Source organism: Reichenbachiella sp. (assembly GCF_965233835.1).
Lineage (GTDB): Bacteria > Bacteroidota > Bacteroidia > Cytophagales > Cyclobacteriaceae > Reichenbachiella.
The window spans coordinates 4,634,469-4,651,145 of the sequence record NZ_OZ247585.1; the positions used below are offsets into that span (position 1 = coordinate 4,634,469).

Here is a 16,677-nt window from a genome sequence, read left to right on the forward strand (position 1 = left end):
TCAAGAAAGCCTATTCAATCCTTTTTTTCGAGCTTTTGTTTTCTCATTCTACTAAATGTCTCTGGTGTCATCCCTACATAAGAGGCCAAATGTTTTTGAGATACCAACTGAAAAATGTGTGGGCTTTGCTGAAACAATCGGTCAAATCTTTCTTCTGCCGAAAAGCTACGCACCTCAACCTGTCGTCTAGCTATGCCTATCAAGGCCTGAGCATTAAAAATTCTACCCCACCGTTCAACAGATTTATAGCTATCAAACATGAGCATTAGGTCTTCATATCCAATTCTCAACAATTCTACTGGTGTGGTAGCCTGCATACTCCAGTCCGTAGGTTTTTGTTCCAAAAAAGAGTCATAAGCACCTGAAAAATCTCCATCGTAGGAAAAACCAACACTCACATCAATACCATTATTAATCATAAAAGCCCGAAGCACTCCAGTATGAACAAAGTAAAAATACTTTTCTGTTTGACCGACTTGAATAATATAATCTCCTTTTCGTACAGATAGCGGTTTCCATCTAGATGAAAAATCTGCCCATTCTTCTTCAGTAAGAACTGAGAGCTGATTGACCTTTTGCTTTAAATGTGACTTTGCATCCATATATCAAGGTAAATCTAATTCGAAAAGTCTTTAAAAATACCAATAAGTCTCAGACTTAAATATCCCTATCAATACGGATTGAAGCGCATCTCATATCTAACAATCTTTGATTGTCTAATAACTTTTCTGTTGATGCAATTATCAGAACGTGAAAAAGAAATCCTGGCTTTGATTGTTAAAGAGTTTTCCTCTCAAGAGATAGCTGAAAAGTTAGAAATAAGTATAAGGACCGTAGATACCCATCGAAAGCACATAGGAAAAAAACTTCAAACTAAATCACTTATTGGACTAACAAAATACGCTATTCAAGAAGGAATGATAGACGGTTTTCGGTATTCTGGAGAGAAATAGCCTAGATATACCTACAACTAGGTATTCCATTAAGTCGATCCAAGACTTAATATTACTTAAGCAAAATCATATGAAGCATGAAAGTCTTAAAGCTGGTATTTTCAATCTTAATCTATTTGCTCACCATTACAATACTTGTATGACGTTCAATTCGGCAAATAGAAATTGATTAGTAGCTCTTAAAGTTACAGGTGGAGCTAGTGAGAACCTCCTGACTGCAAAGTCGGGAGGTATTTTTATTGCTCTGATTGCTTGTCTGATTGGCCTATAGGGGCGAAAAACATAATCAGTCCCAAACAAATAGAAGCTACTAATATCAAATACATGTAATCTTGAAAGGACATAAACTAACGCTTTGATATAAAAGTCCTAAACCCTACAATACCATTACCACGCATTACAGTACCTCATCCAATTGACAATGGAAGACATTTCGGGCAATTAAACTTTGCCTTACGATAAGGGCGATAAATTCAAATTTCCGCCATTGGTATAATAAATCCCCTCTCAGTTTTATTCCTTATCAGTTTTTATATTTTTGTCGGTCACAACTAAACAAAAAATTAATTAACCCCAGCTTATGCAGCAACTCAACGATTTTTTACTTCTCATCGATAGTTTTATAGGAAGTGCCTTTTGGTTTCCTTATGCCTTGCTTGGCACGGGACTTTTCTTCACCATTTATTTAAAATTTCCACAAATCAGATATTTCGGCTTTGCCGTTAAGGTTGTCAAAGGAAAATTTGACAAGTCTGATGATGAAGGTGACACTTCTCATTTTCAAGCCCTGGCCACAGCACTGTCCGGCACAGTAGGCACTGGAAACATAGCTGGGGTGGCTTTGGCTATTCATATTGGAGGGCCAGCAGCGCTCTTTTGGATGCTGATGACGGCTGCTGTAGGTATGTGTACAAAGTTTGTAGAGGTGACTTTGTCTCACAAATACAGAGAAAAAACAGCTGATGGCACGATGGCTGGTGGCCCAATGTATTTCATGAAGAATAAAATGAACATGAAGTGGTTGGCAGCTGCTTTTGCGGTTGCAACTGTACTTTCTTCGTTTGGCACCGGCAGTTTACCTCAGGTAAATAGTATTTCAAACTCACTAAATGCCACTTTCGGAATTGATCACATGGTTACCGGGGGTGTATTAGCCTTTCTATTAGCCATTGTTATTATCGGTGGTATTAAAAGAATTGCAGCTGTAACAGAAAAACTGGTACCAGGAATGGCTTTGATCTATTTTATTGGAGCTTTTGCTGTTATCTTCTATAATATTGGAAATGTAGGATCATCTTTTGTTTCAATTTTTGCAGATCTTTTTACCGGGTCTGCCGCCTCAGGTGGTTTCCTTGGTGCATCTATCGCATTCGCCTTCAATAGAGGTGTTAATCGTGGACTCTTTTCAAACGAGGCCGGACAAGGTAGTGCACCTATTGCTCATGCCTCTGCCAAAGGTCATGAACCAGTATCTGAAGGTATGGTCGCCATTTTGGAGCCCTTCATTGATACTATTGTTATTTGTACAGTAACTGGCCTTGTGCTACTTTCTTCCGGGGTTTGGAATGAAAAACATGTAAATGACTTTCAGGTTTCTGATATGAGCATTCTTGTTGGCTCTGAATACACCGATCAAACTGACCAAGGAAAAACAGAGTTGTTTGGTCATATCTCTGGTGAAGCACCATTGCCCGTATTTAGCGGAGAGTTGGATGTTGTGAATGGCTCAATTCAGAATAAAATCTCCATTATCAACGCCAGATCCCTAGCCGAAGACATAAACATTCTTAAGGATGGTCAGCCATTTTCAGGTACAATTAATATTCTAGATGGTAAGCCTAGTGACTTAAATGTGACCTTTACTGGAAAATCTCTTGTACATAGTGCTCCGCTTACAACTATCGCCTTTACTAGAGGTTTCTTTGGAGACTGGGGGCAATACATTGTTTCTATTGGACTTTTGCTATTTGCATTTAGTACGGCCATATCCTGGTCATATTATGGAGATCGAGCCATGACATTTCTTTGGGGGAGCGGATCAGTAAAGTACTATAGAATGGTTTATGTGGTAGCCTTCTTTTTCGCTGCTTTTACTGACACTACCATTATTTGGACGCTCTCAGCTATCACCATAGCAGTGATGACTCTTCCTAACTTGTTTGGGTTGATCTATTTGAGAAAAGACATGAAATCAACACTAGACGAATTCTGGGTCAATTTCAAAAAAGAATATCCGGACGAAAAGACGCCGGAGTAAAAAATGAACCTAAAGCCCATCGAATTTCGTTGGGCTTTTTTATTACTCAAGCAATTTAACATGGCCAAAACACATACCTATCAAAGTCAACTTATTTGGACGGGCAATAAAGGAGAAGGAACCAAAAGCTACAAGACTTATGATCGTTCTTATACGGTGCAAGCAGCAGGCAAACCTGCCATCGAAGGATCATCAGACCCTGCCTTTATGGGAGATCCTTCCAAATACAATCCAGAAGAGCTGTTTTTGTTTTCATTGACCAGTTGTCACATGCTTTGGTATTTGCATCTCTGTGCGGTAGAAGGCATTGTCGTCACTGATTATCAGGATCAAGCTGAAGGCATCATGATCGAAGGTGCAGATGGAAGTGGTGCTTTTTCAGAAGTTCTGCTCCGTCCACAAGTCACTATTGCAGACAGGTCTAAAAAGGAATTGGCCTTGCAGCTTCACCACAAGGCCAATCAAATGTGCTTCATTGCAAATTCTTGCAAGTGTGCCGTCAAACACGAAGCATTGATCCACTAAATTCCAAAATCAGCTATCTCTTTGCAGTGATTCGATCCCAGGTGAAAGTATGTACTTCCACAGGCTCACTGTCATATATATTATCAAATATTTCTTCTACTACTAAAAAGCTGGCCTTCTTGTGATCGTTTTCATACCCTAACATAAAAAACTCCCACACTTCTCCATCTAGCTCAATGTCGAGCTCATAAACAGATAAGACTTCTAAATCACCACCAAATTTATCAATGAACTCTTTTGCCTTATCCTCATCTACTGGTTTCGCCGTACTTCGCCACAGTTCCCCGGACTTTACAAATGCTCTCACATCCAAAGTACCTCCGTACTTGTGATGATGAGGATGTTGGTGTACCACAAAATGATCAAAATCCTCAAGCGCTGGTTCGCTCTTGAACTTACCTGAATAAAACTGTCCTTGGACATTTAAAATTGATATCAGGCTAATGATTAAAAATGTGGTTAAGGTCTTCATCTTCTAATGGTTTGAAAGTATTTTATCAGGCTCTCAAAACGCTAAACTAGCTACCCATTACAAATCAGGCCATTTTTTTGCATTTGCTAAGCGCGCAATCGATGAATGAGGAAAATTTTTCGACAGGAAATTAAGAAATATTAAAATAATACAATTATTTATTGTTTTATTTCTTTCTAGGCCGATTTATTGAGGGAATAGTACTGTAAATACTCTTTATTCCAGATTGCTAATTTCACCTGAATAGGAAATCAAGTTTCTTTGAGTACTTCTGACCGATAAGGTAGCTGATCTATTGGCCTGAATGGTAAAAATACAACTGAGTCCTTCCCCTCTCGTGGATTTAACTTTAAAGCTATAAACTATCCTATACTTCTTTTCATTGATCTTCACTACCTCTTCCTCGACCACCATGTTTTCAATCTTTATCCCAACATCACCGCTCATGGTGGCCACTTGAGCTTCACCAAAATATGGTAAGCTTGCATTTACTGTATCTCCTCTTTGTATATAAGAATTAGGATTACTTGTTAAGTTAATTCGTCTTCCTTTTTGGGTATTAGCCCATTCTGCCACAAAACGAAAATTTCTCTTTTCAAAAAAATCTTTTAGTTCAAGAAAGGACTTTGCTCTGAGCTCCTTCTTTTTCTGTTTCTTTTCAGATTTGGATTGAGCTTCAGCGACTTGGCTAAAACCTATTAGTAAAGTAAAGATGATTATGTACTTCATAGGAATAATAATTCACGTGTCAATAGGATACAATTTAACAAAATGTACATCCGTTTTCCAACCAAATAAAATATATACGGGTCTTGCATATAAACTTATACGCAATGAAAAAATTAACCTTTATTATTTTAATAGCCACTTTGGGCTTCGGGTGTGATGAATCAGTTTCTTCATCAGAATGGTCAGGCCAGATTGAAAGTGATTACATTATTTTCGGTCACTTCTATGGATTTTGTGGAGGCGAGAATTGCATAGAAATTTTTAAGCTGACTCGAGAAGACTTATTTGAAGACACAAATGACTTCTATCCAAATAGCGATCAGCTATATAACGGGAAATTCAAGAAACTTGATCAAGCTCAATTTGATAAACTTAACAACTTAAACTTCAACGTCCCAACAGAGCTCTTGAATCAAACCCAAACAATAATCGGAGCACCAGATGCAGCCGATGGCGGCGGTCTCTATTTTCAGCTATCTGATGGTCGTTTTTGGCTCATAGATATGAACGAGGAATCTTTACCCGAATACCTTCATCCACTTCGTAATCAAATTAGACTAGCCATTTCATTGATCAATGAGTAAGAGTTGAGCTACTTGACATTCGTTTGAAAAACCAATTTCTGTCTATCAGACTGATCTGATATAGCGTCTTCAATACAATCATGGATACTCTCTTTACCAATTTGGTCAATCAATCCTGTCCTGTAGAGTTTATCTCTGACGGGACCAATAATGCTTACCATATGAAATTCAATTCCACATTCATTGAGGTGGTTTACAATATCTTCAATTCCATCGATGCCGCTGGAGTCGATGTCGATCATACTCTGTGCATCGAGTATAAATTTTTTCATAGTGGGCTTCTCCTTTATGAGGGTCTCCACTTTTGATTTCAACGAACTCACATTGGCAAAAAACAATCTTGCGTCAAACCTCAAGATACTGACCTCTGGGTCATCAATGGCTACCTCAAAACGATCTAGGTTCCTAAAGAAATTAGTGCCAGCCACTCGACCCAAAACTGCCATATGTGGAGCTGATGTTTTGTAAATCAAGACCATCAAGGAAATTAAAATACCAAAACCAATACCCCATTCAATACCCAAGACAAGGGTTCCTAAGAAAGAGGACAATAACATCACAAAATCATAGCGATCAGTTTTCCAAAGGTTTTTTGCCAGTTTAAAATCTATCAAACCCAGTACTGCTACAAAAATAATTGCACCAAGTACAGCATGAGGCAAAAATTGAAATACGGGCATCAGGAAAAGTAAAGCCAGTATAACAATTAAGGCAGCTATCACAGAAGCCAAAGTGGTTTTCGCACCTGATGATTCATTAACCGCTGACCGACTAAAACTTGCCGTAGCCGGAAAGGTCCTAAATAGCGATCCTATTACATTTGCGATTCCTAAACTAACGAGCTCTTGATTCGGATTTATATCATATTCAGTCTTGTGTTTAGACTGAAGTCGTTGACCGATTGAATAAATCTCCACGAAACCCATTAATGCCAAAGTAATGGCTAGTGGTAAAAATTCCCTCCACGGTAAACCGCTAAGCTTTGGCAGAGAAAATTCAGGTAGCCCACTGGGCAGGTACCCCACTAAACTGACGCCTAAATTGTCCAGTTTTAGGAAATAAGAAATCCCCATTCCTAAAAGAACTACTAACAGACTTAATGGAATCTTTGATGTTAATTTTTTTCCAATGATCAAGATAAAAAGACTCCCCAATGAAATCCAAAGTGTTGGAAAATGAACTTGATCAATATGCGAGAGGTAAAACAAAAATTCATCTAGCAGGCCAGAAACACCATTCAGTGGCATACCAAGAAGATATTTAAACTGCTTGATAGATATAATGACAGCCGCTGCAAACGTAAACCCAAGGATTACTGGTTTAGAAAGAAAATTGGCTATAAATCCGAGCTTCAGAATGCCCATGCCCAATTGGATTGCACCAATCAAAAGAGTCAAAGAAACAACAATCAGAATGTATTCACCTGAGCCCTCGACAGCAAAGGCACTTGCACCCGCTACCAAGATCAAAGAATCCATGGCCACCGGACCCACTGATACATGTCTGGACGAACCAATAAGTGCATACACAATAGTGGGTATTATTGCCGTATACAAACCATAGATAGGAGGCAAACCAGCAATCATGGCATAAGCCATCCCCTGTGGGATAAGCATAACCCCTACCACCAATCCAGCAAAAAGGTCATTTTTGAACCATTCAATGGAATAGAGTTTGAGCGACTCAACGATAGGAAAAAGATTTTTCATTTACGAGTTCGGTTAACAAGGGCAAATGTAATGGTTCGAAGATTTACCAAAAGTAACCATTGTTACACTCATAGAATCTCGATCATATTACGATGTAATTCTATCTGACCTTCTTGTTCCAATTTTTTAAGTAATCTGGATATCACCACACGAGATGTGTTTAAATCTGTGGCAATCTGTTGATGTGTTTTTCGAATAGTAAAATCACCTGCGCTCTGCTTGCAATCCAGCAAATAATTCATCAATCGTTCATCTAACTTCATAAACGCCAACGAATCCACCGCATTTAACATTTCCTCAAAACGCTCATTATAAGAACCGAACACAAATTGCCTCCATGAGGTATATTTCATCCAGCCATCCATATAATGTAATGGAATCATAATTACTTCTGCATCCTCTTCTACTATAGCTTTGATTTCACTTTTCTTTTGGTTCATGCAACAAGTCAAACTCATAGCACAAGTGTCTCCTCCTCCCAGAAAGTATAAAAAGAGCTCTCTCCCCTGTCGATCCTCTCTTACAACTTTTATAGCTCCAGACAAGACGAGTGGAATATCTGTAACATTGCTACCAAAATCTATTAACACTTTGCCCGCTTTATACCTCCTTACTTGTCCCAAATGGTTGATTTCTTCAACTAACTCTGACTCAAATTTTTCAGCAAAATGATCAAGGGTTTTGTGCATTGTATTTCGTATCTCTTAGAGTTAATGAATTCGTTTCAAATTTCTGGATAAGATTTTAATTATTAACAATATATATCTAAATTTGCGCACTCATTTCCTATATAAGGAAAAATGAAAGCAGACAGACAATATAAAATCGACATTTTCGGGCTCAAAATAGGGCTTCATGAGTTTGATTTTGAGTTTGACAAGAAGCTCTTTGAAAATATTGAAGACAGTGTAATTGAATCTGGCCACGGAAAATGTACCGTGATACTGGATAAAAAAGAAAGACTGATTTCAATGGATTTTAAAATTGAAGGAGTGATTGAATTGATTTGTGACAGAAGTCTGGAATCATTTGATTACCCCATCAATATCGAAGAAAACTTGATCGTGAAATACGGTGAGGAATACGACGACAGCGAGGATGAACTTTTGGTGATTCCAGATACACAAGAAAGTCTCAATGTAGAATTAAACATCTACGAGTACTTAACGCTAGCTGTTCCGATGAAAAAAATTCACCCTGATTTTCAAGATGATGAAGACGATGAAGAGCATGAATTAGCGTTAGTATATACATCAGAAGATGAAGAAGCTGACGATAAAGAAGACAATGAAGTGATTGACCCAAGATGGGCAGCACTCAAAAATGTTAAGGATTTAAAGAAATAAAATAAAAGAAAGATGGCACATCCAAAGCGTAAAACCTCGAAGCAGAGAAGAGACAAGAGAAGAACGCACTACAAAGCAGAAGCTAAAAACTATGTAGTTTGCGCTACAACTGGTGAAGCTCACTTGCCTCACAGAGCCTACTGGCACGAAGGCAAATTGTACTACAAAGGCAAAGTAGTGATCGAAAAAGAAGTATTAGCTTAATATTTCTTTTGAACTTTTATAAAAAATATGGAGTCTGCTTTTCAAGCAGACTTTCTGTGTTTTATATGATGTATGCGCGCATACTATTTTGATAGTCCAATCAGACTACCAAAAGCCAATTAATTCATTAAATTGCCAACGCTTTTTGGCTCATTGCCAAATGGCTTGACCAGTTCAAAAGAATAAAAATTTCAAATGACTAAAATAAGAGCAGCAATTACAGGTGTTCACGGTTATGTTCCAGACTATGTGCTGACTAACCAAGAACTAGAGACCTTTGTAGATACAAGCGATGATTGGATCACCTCTCGAACAGGTATCAAAGAAAGAAGAATCCTAAAAGGAGAAGGCAAAGGAACCTCTGTAATTGGAATCGAGTCATCTAAAGCACTACTAGAAAAAACTGGCACGGACCCGAAAGACGTAGATTTAATCATTTGCGCTACGGTTACACCAGATATGCCTTTTCCTGCTACAGCCAACATTATAGCCGACGAAATTGGTGCTATCAACTCTTTCAGTTATGATATCGGAGCAGCATGTTCTGGTTTTCTATATGCACTGACTACTGGCTCACAGTTTATCGAAACTGGTAAATACAAAAAAGTACTAGTTGTTGGGGCAGATAAGATGTCGTCGATCATCAACTATAAAGACAGAACCACATGTATCATTTTTGGTGATGGTGGTGGTGCCGTTTTGCTCGAACCAACTACCGAAGAGGTAGGTGTCATGGACTCTATCTTAAGAGCTGATGGCTCTGGTGCACAATACTTGCAAATGCCCGGAGGGGGTAGCAGAATGCCAGCTACAGTAGAATCTGTTCAGGCAGATAAACATTATGCCATGCAAGAAGGATCTGCAGTATTCAAATTTGCGGTGACAAATATGGCGGATGTAGCTGCAGAGATTATGGAAAAAAACAATCTCACCGGAGACGATATTTCCTGGTTAGTTCCTCATCAAGCCAATAAGCGAATTATAGATGCTACGGCTCGTCGCATGGACGTAAACGAAGACAAGGTCATGCTCAATATTGAAAAATATGGCAATACAACTAGTGGCACCCTGCCTCTATGTCTTTGGGACTATGAGAAGCAATTGAAAAAAGGTGACAATGTAATTCTTGCTGCTTTTGGTGGCGGATTCACCTGGGGATCCATCTATTTGAAATGGGCGTACGATTCTAAATAAGACAACATTAAAAAGTAATAAAATGGCTTCAACCGCTGACTTTAAAAATGGGATGTGCATCGAATACAACAATGGGTTGTATTTCATCATCGAATTTCAGCATGTAAAACCAGGCAAGGGACCAGCCTTTGTTCGAACAAAGTTGAAAAATGTCAAAACCGGAAAGGTAGTAGACAACACTTTCACTTCTGGTCATAAAGTAAATACTGCACGTATTGAAAGAAGAAACTACCAGTTTCTTTATAAAGATGACTTGGGGTATAACTTCATGGATAATGACACCTACGAGCAAATCAATATCGAAGAAGAATTGATTGACGCCCCTCAGTTTCTTAAAGATGGAGAAAATGTAGACGTTATTTTTCATGCGGAAGAAGAAATGATCTTAGGCTGTGAATTACCTAACCACGTGATCATGGAAATCACTTATACTGAACCCGGGCTGAAAGGAGACACTGCTACAAACGCATCAAAACCTGCAACCACAGAGACTGGTGCGAGTATTCAGGTTCCCCTTTTTATTGACCAAGGAGATGTAGTGAAGGTAGAAAGCAAAACAGGAAATTATGTAGAAAGAGTAAAGAAGTAATTCTTACTCTTTTTTTATGAGCGTCATCCCATTTTTATATCAGGTGAATCTCATTAATTTTAACTAAATAAAACAATTGAGGGCTATTATGCTCTTTTTAAACATCACTAACTAATTGATTTGGTTTGATCATTCAAACTAGAATAAAACGAATAAACACTTAGCAGATGAAGGTAAAAGAAATCAAAGATTTGATAGACTTCTTGTCAAATTCAGGGCTCGAAGAAGTAAAAATAGAAACTGAAGAGTTTAAGGTTAATATCAAGAGAAGTAACGAAACTCAAGTAATAGAAAGAGCTGTTGCAGCTGCGCCTGCGCCTGTTGCAGCACCTGTGGCTGCCGCTCCTGCCCCAGCAGCTCCGGCTCCGGCCGCAGCAGCACCTGCTGCTCCTGCTGAAGACAGTGCTCCTGCCGGCAACTATGTAGAAATCAAATCACCAATGATTGGTACATTCTACAGAGCAGCCAATCCAGAGTCTCCAAACTTCGCAAATGTTGGGGATAAAGTATCTGCTGGTTCAACGGTATGTATAGTAGAAGCTATGAAATTGTTCAATGAGATTGAATCTGAAGTATCTGGTACAATTGTTAAAGTATTGGTAGACGACTCTCAGCCAGTAGAATACGATCAGCCATTATTCTTGGTTGACCCGTCATAATTGATTTTTTGAAATTAAAGACTGACACGTGTTTAAGAAAATACTAATTGCCAATAGAGGCGAGATTGCCTTAAGAATTATTCGTACTTGTCGTGAAATGGGTATCAGCACTGTAGCTATATACTCGACAGCAGACAAGGAAAGCTTGCATGTAAAATTTGCTGATGAAGCGGTATGTATAGGACCGGCACCAAGTAAGGATTCTTACTTGAACATGAAAACCATCATTTCAGCTGCTGAAATTACTAATGCAGACGCAATTCACCCAGGATTTGGTTTTCTTTCGGAAAACGCTGAATTCTCTCAGCTTTGCGAAGAGTACAACATCAAATTTATCGGAGCTAGTGCTGAAATGATCAGCAAAATGGGAGACAAGGCTACGGCCAAAGACACCATGAAAAAAGCCGGCGTTCCTACAATTCCAGGATCTGATGGTTTGCTAAGCTCTGTAGCGGAAGGTAAGAAAATCGCTAAGAAAATTAAGTATCCAGTCATACTGAAGGCAACAGCTGGAGGCGGTGGCCGTGGTATGAGAATTGTGAAGGATGAAAGCGGTTTTCAAAAAGCCTGGGACGATGCTCGTCAAGAATCTAAAGCTGCCTTTGGTAACGACGGCATGTACCTCGAGAAATTTGTAGAGGAGCCTCGTCACGTAGAAATTCAGATTGTTGGAGACAGCAACGGAAAAGCTTGTCACCTTTCGGAAAGAGATTGCTCAATCCAGAGAAGGCATCAGAAGTTGACAGAAGAAACGCCTTGTCCTGCTAATAAAATGACACAGGAACTTCGTGAGAAGATGGGTCAGGCAGCTATATTAGGTGCAGAGGCCATCAAATACGAAGGTGCGGGTACGGTAGAATTTTTGCTAGACAAGCATGGAGACTTCTTCTTCATGGAAATGAATACGCGTATTCAGGTGGAGCACCCAATTACCGAAGAAGTAACAGACTTTGACTTGATTAAAGAACAAATCAAAGTGGCAGCGGGCGTGAAGATTTCTGGCAAAAACTACTTCCCTCAACTACACGCTATCGAATGTAGAATCAACGCTGAGGATCCAGAAAAAGATTTCCGTCCTTCGCCTGGGAAAATTACACACTTACACATGCCAGGTGGCCATGGTGTAAGAGTAGATAGCCACGTATATGCTGGCTACACCATTCCACCAAACTATGACTCTATGATTGCGAAGCTGATTGTTTCAGCACAAACAAGAGAAGAGGCTATAGTGAGGATGAAGAGAGCATTGAGTGAATTTGTGATTGAAGGAATTAAAACTACTATTCCGTTTCACCTCAAATTGATGGATGACGAAATCTATAAATCCGGTCAATTCACCACTGCTTTTATGGATACTTTCGACTTGACTGATTTGTAATTATTTAATTCGAAATACAATATTTACTTTAGTAACCACGCTATTTCCATGGCGTGGTTATTTTTTTAATATGAAGATAAGATTCATTTTCTTTCTGGCTTTGCTGCTCCTACTCACTTTAGACGGTTGGTCCCAGGATTCGCTCACTCAAAAGAGAAGGGAAATTCACTTTGGTATTGGCCCAGCCTCCTACGGCGGAGACTTGGGCAAGGCTTATTCAGGTAGTTCGCTTTTGGTAAACATTGGATTTAAGCTCAATAAGGACAAAAAATTAAATGGAAACTTTAGGCTATCAATTGGCTCTGTAACTGGCCAGGAGTTAGATTATAGCACCACAGACAACACCGGTGTGCCTGCTACCCCTAATACTTTCTTCAAAAGCTCTTTTATTGGGTTAAACTACGAAGCCCATTACAACTTTCTCGACAAGAAAAAATACAAGGTGTATTTATCACAAGGTATTGGCCTATTTAGGTTTAATCCTAAGGATGAATCCAACAATAATCTTGTTGATATGCCGGACACCAGATCCTTGGGAGAAAGCTACCGTAATTTGATCATCCAACTTCCCACCCAGCTTGGCGCTAAATATTATTTACCCAATGACTTTGCCATAGGTGTACAATTTGGATTTATGAACCCCATAACGGATTATCTGGATAATTTAGGAGTATGGGGAAATAAGAATGGAAATGATAATATTCTTGTTCTTCAATTCGAATTACACGCTCCAATTTCATTCTGATTCTTATATTTGAGTCAATGAAGTGGCTACACAAAATTTTTCTTTCCTTTTTACTCTTTATCACTCTAGTTGGGATGACAAGTGCTCAAAAAGCACTTGGACTTTATGTAGGATCTGTAACCAATAAATTTGAAGGGGATCGGGTAACTAGACTCTTTGAGGTAGGTTTTAGAGTCCATAGCTCAGCATCCGCCGGCTTGGTGTTCGACTTGCCCATAAAACCTGACGTGTACATCACTTTCATTCCAGGTTATAAAAATATATCAGGAACGATCTACGAAGCTAATGAAGCGTACGATGAGCAAATTGATGCAGGCATTGAAGTACCTACAGTTCCGAAGACCGTAGACCTGTCTACCATGAACCTCAATTATTTAGCCTTACCTGTTTTACTAAAAATCATTTCAGACAATGAACACTGGCAGTTTATGGCAGGACTTGAGCCTGCATGGAATTTTAAAGCTTCCTTAAAGGATCTGAATACTGGGGAAAAAGAAGATGTCAAACACTATGTTCGAGATATTAATCTCTCAGCAATTTTTGGGTTTGGCTATCGATTTAAGATTAAAAATACCCGATGGGCCTTTGACCTGATGTATACTCAAGGGCTACTCAACATGTCGCATGGACAAAAAGTACTGGAAGGGGTTGTTCCAAGAGTAAAGTCTACGACAGCCGAAACCAGACTTACCTGGTACTTTATTAGTCAAAATAAGAAGAGAAAATGAAAAAACTAGCATTTGTTCTCACGCTATTCGTTTTTCAGTTTCATCTGGTTTCAGGCCAATCTGAAACAAAGATTCCAACATTAAATGGGCACCCATTTACGGGGCTTGGGACGATGAAATCCCCATACACCAATACTTCTTTCTTTCTTGAGTTAGGATTGGGTGAAACTGGAGTGTTTACCACAGAAGGAGTACCCGTTGGAGACAGCACCGTGTTCAACCTTAACGGCGAGTTACTTTTTGTCAACCTCAGATTTGGTTATAAGCAAAGAGTGAAAAAATGGATTTCATTTTTCTTCAATGCAGATTATTCGGCAAGATTAGGAAACAGTGCAGAAAGCATATATGTAAGCGGTGTCAATACCATGATCACTATTGAACCTGGGGTTTCGTTCTCTATTTTAGAAAAAGAAAAGTTTGTTCTCTCTGGCTATGTCAAACTTACGAATACAGAGTCCAGTATTGTGGATGTAAGTGGATTTGTAGAAGACCTATTTGCTGGAAAAAAATATGCCAGTCTAACCAGGGATGTACCTGCTCTCAACGGCGGTGGTGGACTAACAGGCATATATGCTATAGGGCCTAGTATTGCCTTTCATGTTGATGGACAATTGGTTTATGGAGAAACATTGGAGAGAACTCCTCCTGAATTGCAATACTACATAGGGTCTAACGTTTCACTGAATTTTCAGAAATGGCTGAACCTGCCCATTACTTTTACCACTGGAGGATATGCGAACACGCTCACCAATGTATTTTCCACACAGGGGAATCTTACTTCATCATTCCTAATGAAATTGACCTACACAGGATCGGAGAGTTTTGCACTTTCAATAGAGAGCTACAATGGCCGCACCCCGATTGAAAACACCAACAATCGTGTTCAACTCCGCGGGGTAAGCTTTTCATCCAGATTTTATTTTTAAACAAAAAAGGCAGCCTGATAGACTGCCTTTATCATTTCATACTTTCAATCAATTTTATCTACCCATGCTCTGCATGTTAATTTGCTGCTGTTTGTATCCTGCAGGAATCTTAAATTGATCAGCTGAGATATCTTTTTTTGCTAAGGACTCAACAATATTTTCGTTGGCCGCCTGACCATCTTTATAGGCAATAGTTTTAACGGGAATTCCTTCTTTTAGAATTGGACTACTTTCGTCGAAATTCAATTGTGAAAAAGAACCACCAGTTGGCAATAGGGCCACCACCTCTTGCAAATTCTCCTTGAAATAATTCATCATCTGCTTCATAACATCAAATTGATTCGCTGATACGCCCAAGGTACTGTATGACGCAATATTCATCTGTAACGCCTTATTTCCTTCATTCAACCCATCATAACCAACAGTCTTCCATGATCCTATTTTATCATTTTTTCCGTTCATCTTATAGGTCATCATATCCCCTGTTTTCGGGTTTAGAATTTGATCGAACTTTGCTTTTTGTTCGGCAGGCATGTTAGCTGCAAACTGCTGCATCATCTTAGCCATCATTTTTATTTGCTCCTTCAGCTGAAGTAAAGTCGGCTTGTCAAATTGATAATACTCTTTTTTCTTATTGTCGATGAACGTGAATATTTCTGTTTTTCCATCGAAGATTATTGAACTGTTATCAGAGCCTGAATTTTTTACCAACATTTTATTAGCTGTCAAATAAATTTCTGAGGTGGCTACCCCACCGCTTTCAAGCGTTTTTGTTTTGGATAAAATAAAAATGCCATCCTCTGCCATCACAGACAGACTCAAACATACGGTCAGTCCAAATACGAATAGTTTTTTTAATGCGATCATTCTTTATAAATTTTTAGTCTTTATAGTTCACTGGTTCAAACGAAGTAAATGCCTCTTTTGGCACCTCATTCAATACTTTTATATCTGTCAGCTGCCCTTTTCCTCTTCCACCAGACAGCATGATGTTTCCATACTTTTGATAATCCTCCCAGGGTGTAATGAAAGAAGGATGCGGCTGCTCAGAGGCCTTAAAAAAAGCCCATTGCGTAATCAAATTACTTTCCTCATCCACCCAAACATTATAAATATTGTTTGGAGTATCACCCACATTTTCAAAAGCCAACTGAAGCACGAAGGACTCTTTTCCTATTTCCGTGGTATCATTTCCTAAATAATACAACGATACACCAGAGTCCTTCAACTTATATGGCATCACCAACCAATACGAGTCATTGATCCAAATACTTTTTGCTTTCTTCAAATAGCCTGCCAAAGTATCAGGCTCACTTATTTCCTCTCCATTTACAGCCGCTCGTCCGTTCAGACTATTGATATTAACCAGGAGCTTCTCATCACGATCCAAATAGTCTATTCTCACATCTCCGGTATATTTATCCCAAAGTAATTGACGCTTACCAAAAAAAGTCCAGCCAATATATCTTGTTTCATCCCAGGCCTTTCGGCCTCCCATAGCAGTCATTACTTTATCCGCTATGATAATGGCCTCCGGATCCGACGCTTCGTAGTTGAATCCCTCCGCAGGATGATTAACATCTTCCGCTATCTGCATATTATTTTCGGACTCACTTTTTTTTGTACTACAGGCAGCCAACAAGGCCATAGCAATTACAACAAATAGGTTTTTCATACAG

General features: G+C 39.0%; 20 protein-coding genes. 13 read left to right on the forward strand and 7 right to left on the reverse strand.

The window, feature by feature from the left end:
• Positions 1-14: 14 nt before the first annotated feature.
• A complete protein-coding gene (locus tag ACO6S2_RS19570) occupies positions 15-602 on the reverse strand; it encodes a Crp/Fnr family transcriptional regulator (RefSeq protein WP_422360252.1) in 588 nt (195 codons plus the stop codon).
• 132 nt (positions 603-734) lie between these two features.
• Between ACO6S2_RS19570 and ACO6S2_RS19575 the strand changes: the two genes are divergently transcribed.
• The 3 genes from ACO6S2_RS19575 to ACO6S2_RS19585 all read left to right on the forward strand — a co-directional run bounded on the left by ACO6S2_RS19575 (position 735) and on the right by ACO6S2_RS19585 (position 3,735).
• Positions 735-953 carry a response regulator transcription factor gene (locus tag ACO6S2_RS19575; RefSeq protein WP_422360253.1) on the forward strand — a complete coding sequence of 73 codons (219 nt, stop codon included), beginning with the start codon at positions 735-737 and terminating at the stop codon, positions 951-953.
• 580 nt (positions 954-1,533) lie between these two features.
• Positions 1,534-3,210 carry an alanine/glycine:cation symporter family protein gene (locus ACO6S2_RS19580; protein ID WP_422360254.1) on the forward strand — a complete coding sequence of 559 codons (1,677 nt, stop codon included), beginning with the start codon at positions 1,534-1,536 and terminating at the stop codon, positions 3,208-3,210.
• A 60-nt stretch (positions 3,211-3,270) separates the two neighbouring features.
• Complete coding sequence (locus ACO6S2_RS19585; protein WP_422360255.1) at positions 3,271-3,735, forward strand: OsmC family protein; 465 nt, start codon at positions 3,271-3,273, stop codon at positions 3,733-3,735.
• Between the two features lie 13 nt (positions 3,736-3,748).
• On the opposite strand, the gene ACO6S2_RS19590 is transcribed toward ACO6S2_RS19585, so the two are convergent.
• Positions 3,749-4,207 (reverse strand): hypothetical protein, encoded by a 459-nt coding sequence (locus ACO6S2_RS19590; RefSeq protein WP_422360256.1) that lies wholly within the window; start codon positions 4,205-4,207, stop codon positions 3,749-3,751.
• Between the two features lie 216 nt (positions 4,208-4,423).
• Complete coding sequence (locus ACO6S2_RS19595; protein ID WP_422360257.1) at positions 4,424-4,936, reverse strand: DUF4251 domain-containing protein; 513 nt, start codon at positions 4,934-4,936, stop codon at positions 4,424-4,426.
• Between the two features lie 104 nt (positions 4,937-5,040).
• Here ACO6S2_RS19595 and ACO6S2_RS19600 point away from each other — a divergent pair, with 104 nt between their 5' ends.
• Positions 5,041-5,520 (forward strand): hypothetical protein, encoded by a 480-nt coding sequence (locus tag ACO6S2_RS19600; RefSeq protein ID WP_422360258.1) that lies wholly within the window; start codon positions 5,041-5,043, stop codon positions 5,518-5,520.
• Positions 5,521-5,528: 8 nt separating this feature from the next.
• Here the strand turns inward: ACO6S2_RS19600 and ACO6S2_RS19605 are convergent, their stop codons facing one another.
• Both ACO6S2_RS19605 and ACO6S2_RS19610 read right to left on the reverse strand, forming a co-directional pair.
• Positions 5,529-7,229, reverse strand: a complete 1,701-nt coding sequence (locus ACO6S2_RS19605) for a SulP family inorganic anion transporter (RefSeq protein ID WP_422360259.1) — start codon at positions 7,227-7,229, stop codon at positions 5,529-5,531.
• A 68-nt stretch (positions 7,230-7,297) separates the two neighbouring features.
• Positions 7,298-7,918, reverse strand: a complete 621-nt coding sequence (locus ACO6S2_RS19610) for a Crp/Fnr family transcriptional regulator (protein ID WP_422360260.1) — start codon at positions 7,916-7,918, stop codon at positions 7,298-7,300.
• Between the two features lie 111 nt (positions 7,919-8,029).
• Between ACO6S2_RS19610 and ACO6S2_RS19615 the strand changes: the two genes are divergently transcribed.
• From ACO6S2_RS19615 to ACO6S2_RS19655, 9 genes are all read left to right on the forward strand, one after another.
• Positions 8,030-8,575, forward strand: coding sequence for a YceD family protein (locus tag ACO6S2_RS19615; RefSeq protein ID WP_422360261.1), 546 nt, complete (start codon positions 8,030-8,032; stop codon positions 8,573-8,575).
• 12 nt (positions 8,576-8,587) lie between these two features.
• Entirely contained in the window at positions 8,588-8,779 is a 192-nt protein-coding gene (gene rpmF / locus ACO6S2_RS19620; RefSeq protein WP_084371710.1) for a 50S ribosomal protein L32, read from the forward strand.
• 195 nt (positions 8,780-8,974) lie between these two features.
• Positions 8,975-9,973 (forward strand): beta-ketoacyl-ACP synthase III, encoded by a 999-nt coding sequence (locus ACO6S2_RS19625; RefSeq protein WP_422360262.1) that lies wholly within the window; start codon positions 8,975-8,977, stop codon positions 9,971-9,973.
• A 22-nt stretch (positions 9,974-9,995) separates the two neighbouring features.
• Positions 9,996-10,562 carry an elongation factor P gene (efp, locus tag ACO6S2_RS19630; RefSeq protein ID WP_420582847.1) on the forward strand — a complete coding sequence of 189 codons (567 nt, stop codon included), beginning with the start codon at positions 9,996-9,998 and terminating at the stop codon, positions 10,560-10,562.
• A 167-nt stretch (positions 10,563-10,729) separates the two neighbouring features.
• Positions 10,730-11,221: an acetyl-CoA carboxylase biotin carboxyl carrier protein gene (gene accB, locus ACO6S2_RS19635; RefSeq protein ID WP_422360263.1), complete on the forward strand. Its 492-nt coding sequence runs from the start codon at positions 10,730-10,732 to the stop codon at positions 11,219-11,221.
• 28 nt (positions 11,222-11,249) lie between these two features.
• Positions 11,250-12,599, forward strand: a complete 1,350-nt coding sequence (gene accC / locus ACO6S2_RS19640) for an acetyl-CoA carboxylase biotin carboxylase subunit (RefSeq protein WP_422360264.1) — start codon at positions 11,250-11,252, stop codon at positions 12,597-12,599.
• A gap of 70 nt (positions 12,600-12,669) precedes the next feature.
• A complete protein-coding gene (locus ACO6S2_RS19645; RefSeq protein WP_422360265.1) occupies positions 12,670-13,344 on the forward strand; it encodes a hypothetical protein in 675 nt (224 codons plus the stop codon).
• A 17-nt stretch (positions 13,345-13,361) separates the two neighbouring features.
• Entirely contained in the window at positions 13,362-14,072 is a 711-nt protein-coding gene (locus ACO6S2_RS19650) for an outer membrane beta-barrel protein (protein WP_422360266.1), read from the forward strand.
• The gene (locus tag ACO6S2_RS19655; RefSeq protein ID WP_422360267.1) at positions 14,069-14,998 is read left to right on the forward strand and encodes a hypothetical protein; all 930 of its coding nucleotides are present in this window, start codon (positions 14,069-14,071) and stop codon (positions 14,996-14,998) included. Before ACO6S2_RS19650 ends, ACO6S2_RS19655 begins: the two co-directional genes overlap by 4 nt.
• Before the next feature lie 54 nt (positions 14,999-15,052).
• On the opposite strand, the gene ACO6S2_RS19660 is transcribed toward ACO6S2_RS19655, so the two are convergent.
• Both ACO6S2_RS19660 and ACO6S2_RS19665 read right to left on the reverse strand, forming a co-directional pair.
• Positions 15,053-15,865, reverse strand: coding sequence for a hypothetical protein (locus tag ACO6S2_RS19660; RefSeq protein WP_422360268.1), 813 nt, complete (start codon positions 15,863-15,865; stop codon positions 15,053-15,055).
• 13 nt (positions 15,866-15,878) lie between these two features.
• Entirely contained in the window at positions 15,879-16,673 is a 795-nt protein-coding gene (locus tag ACO6S2_RS19665) for a hypothetical protein (RefSeq protein ID WP_422360269.1), read from the reverse strand.
• Between the last annotated feature and the right edge of the window lie 4 nt (positions 16,674-16,677).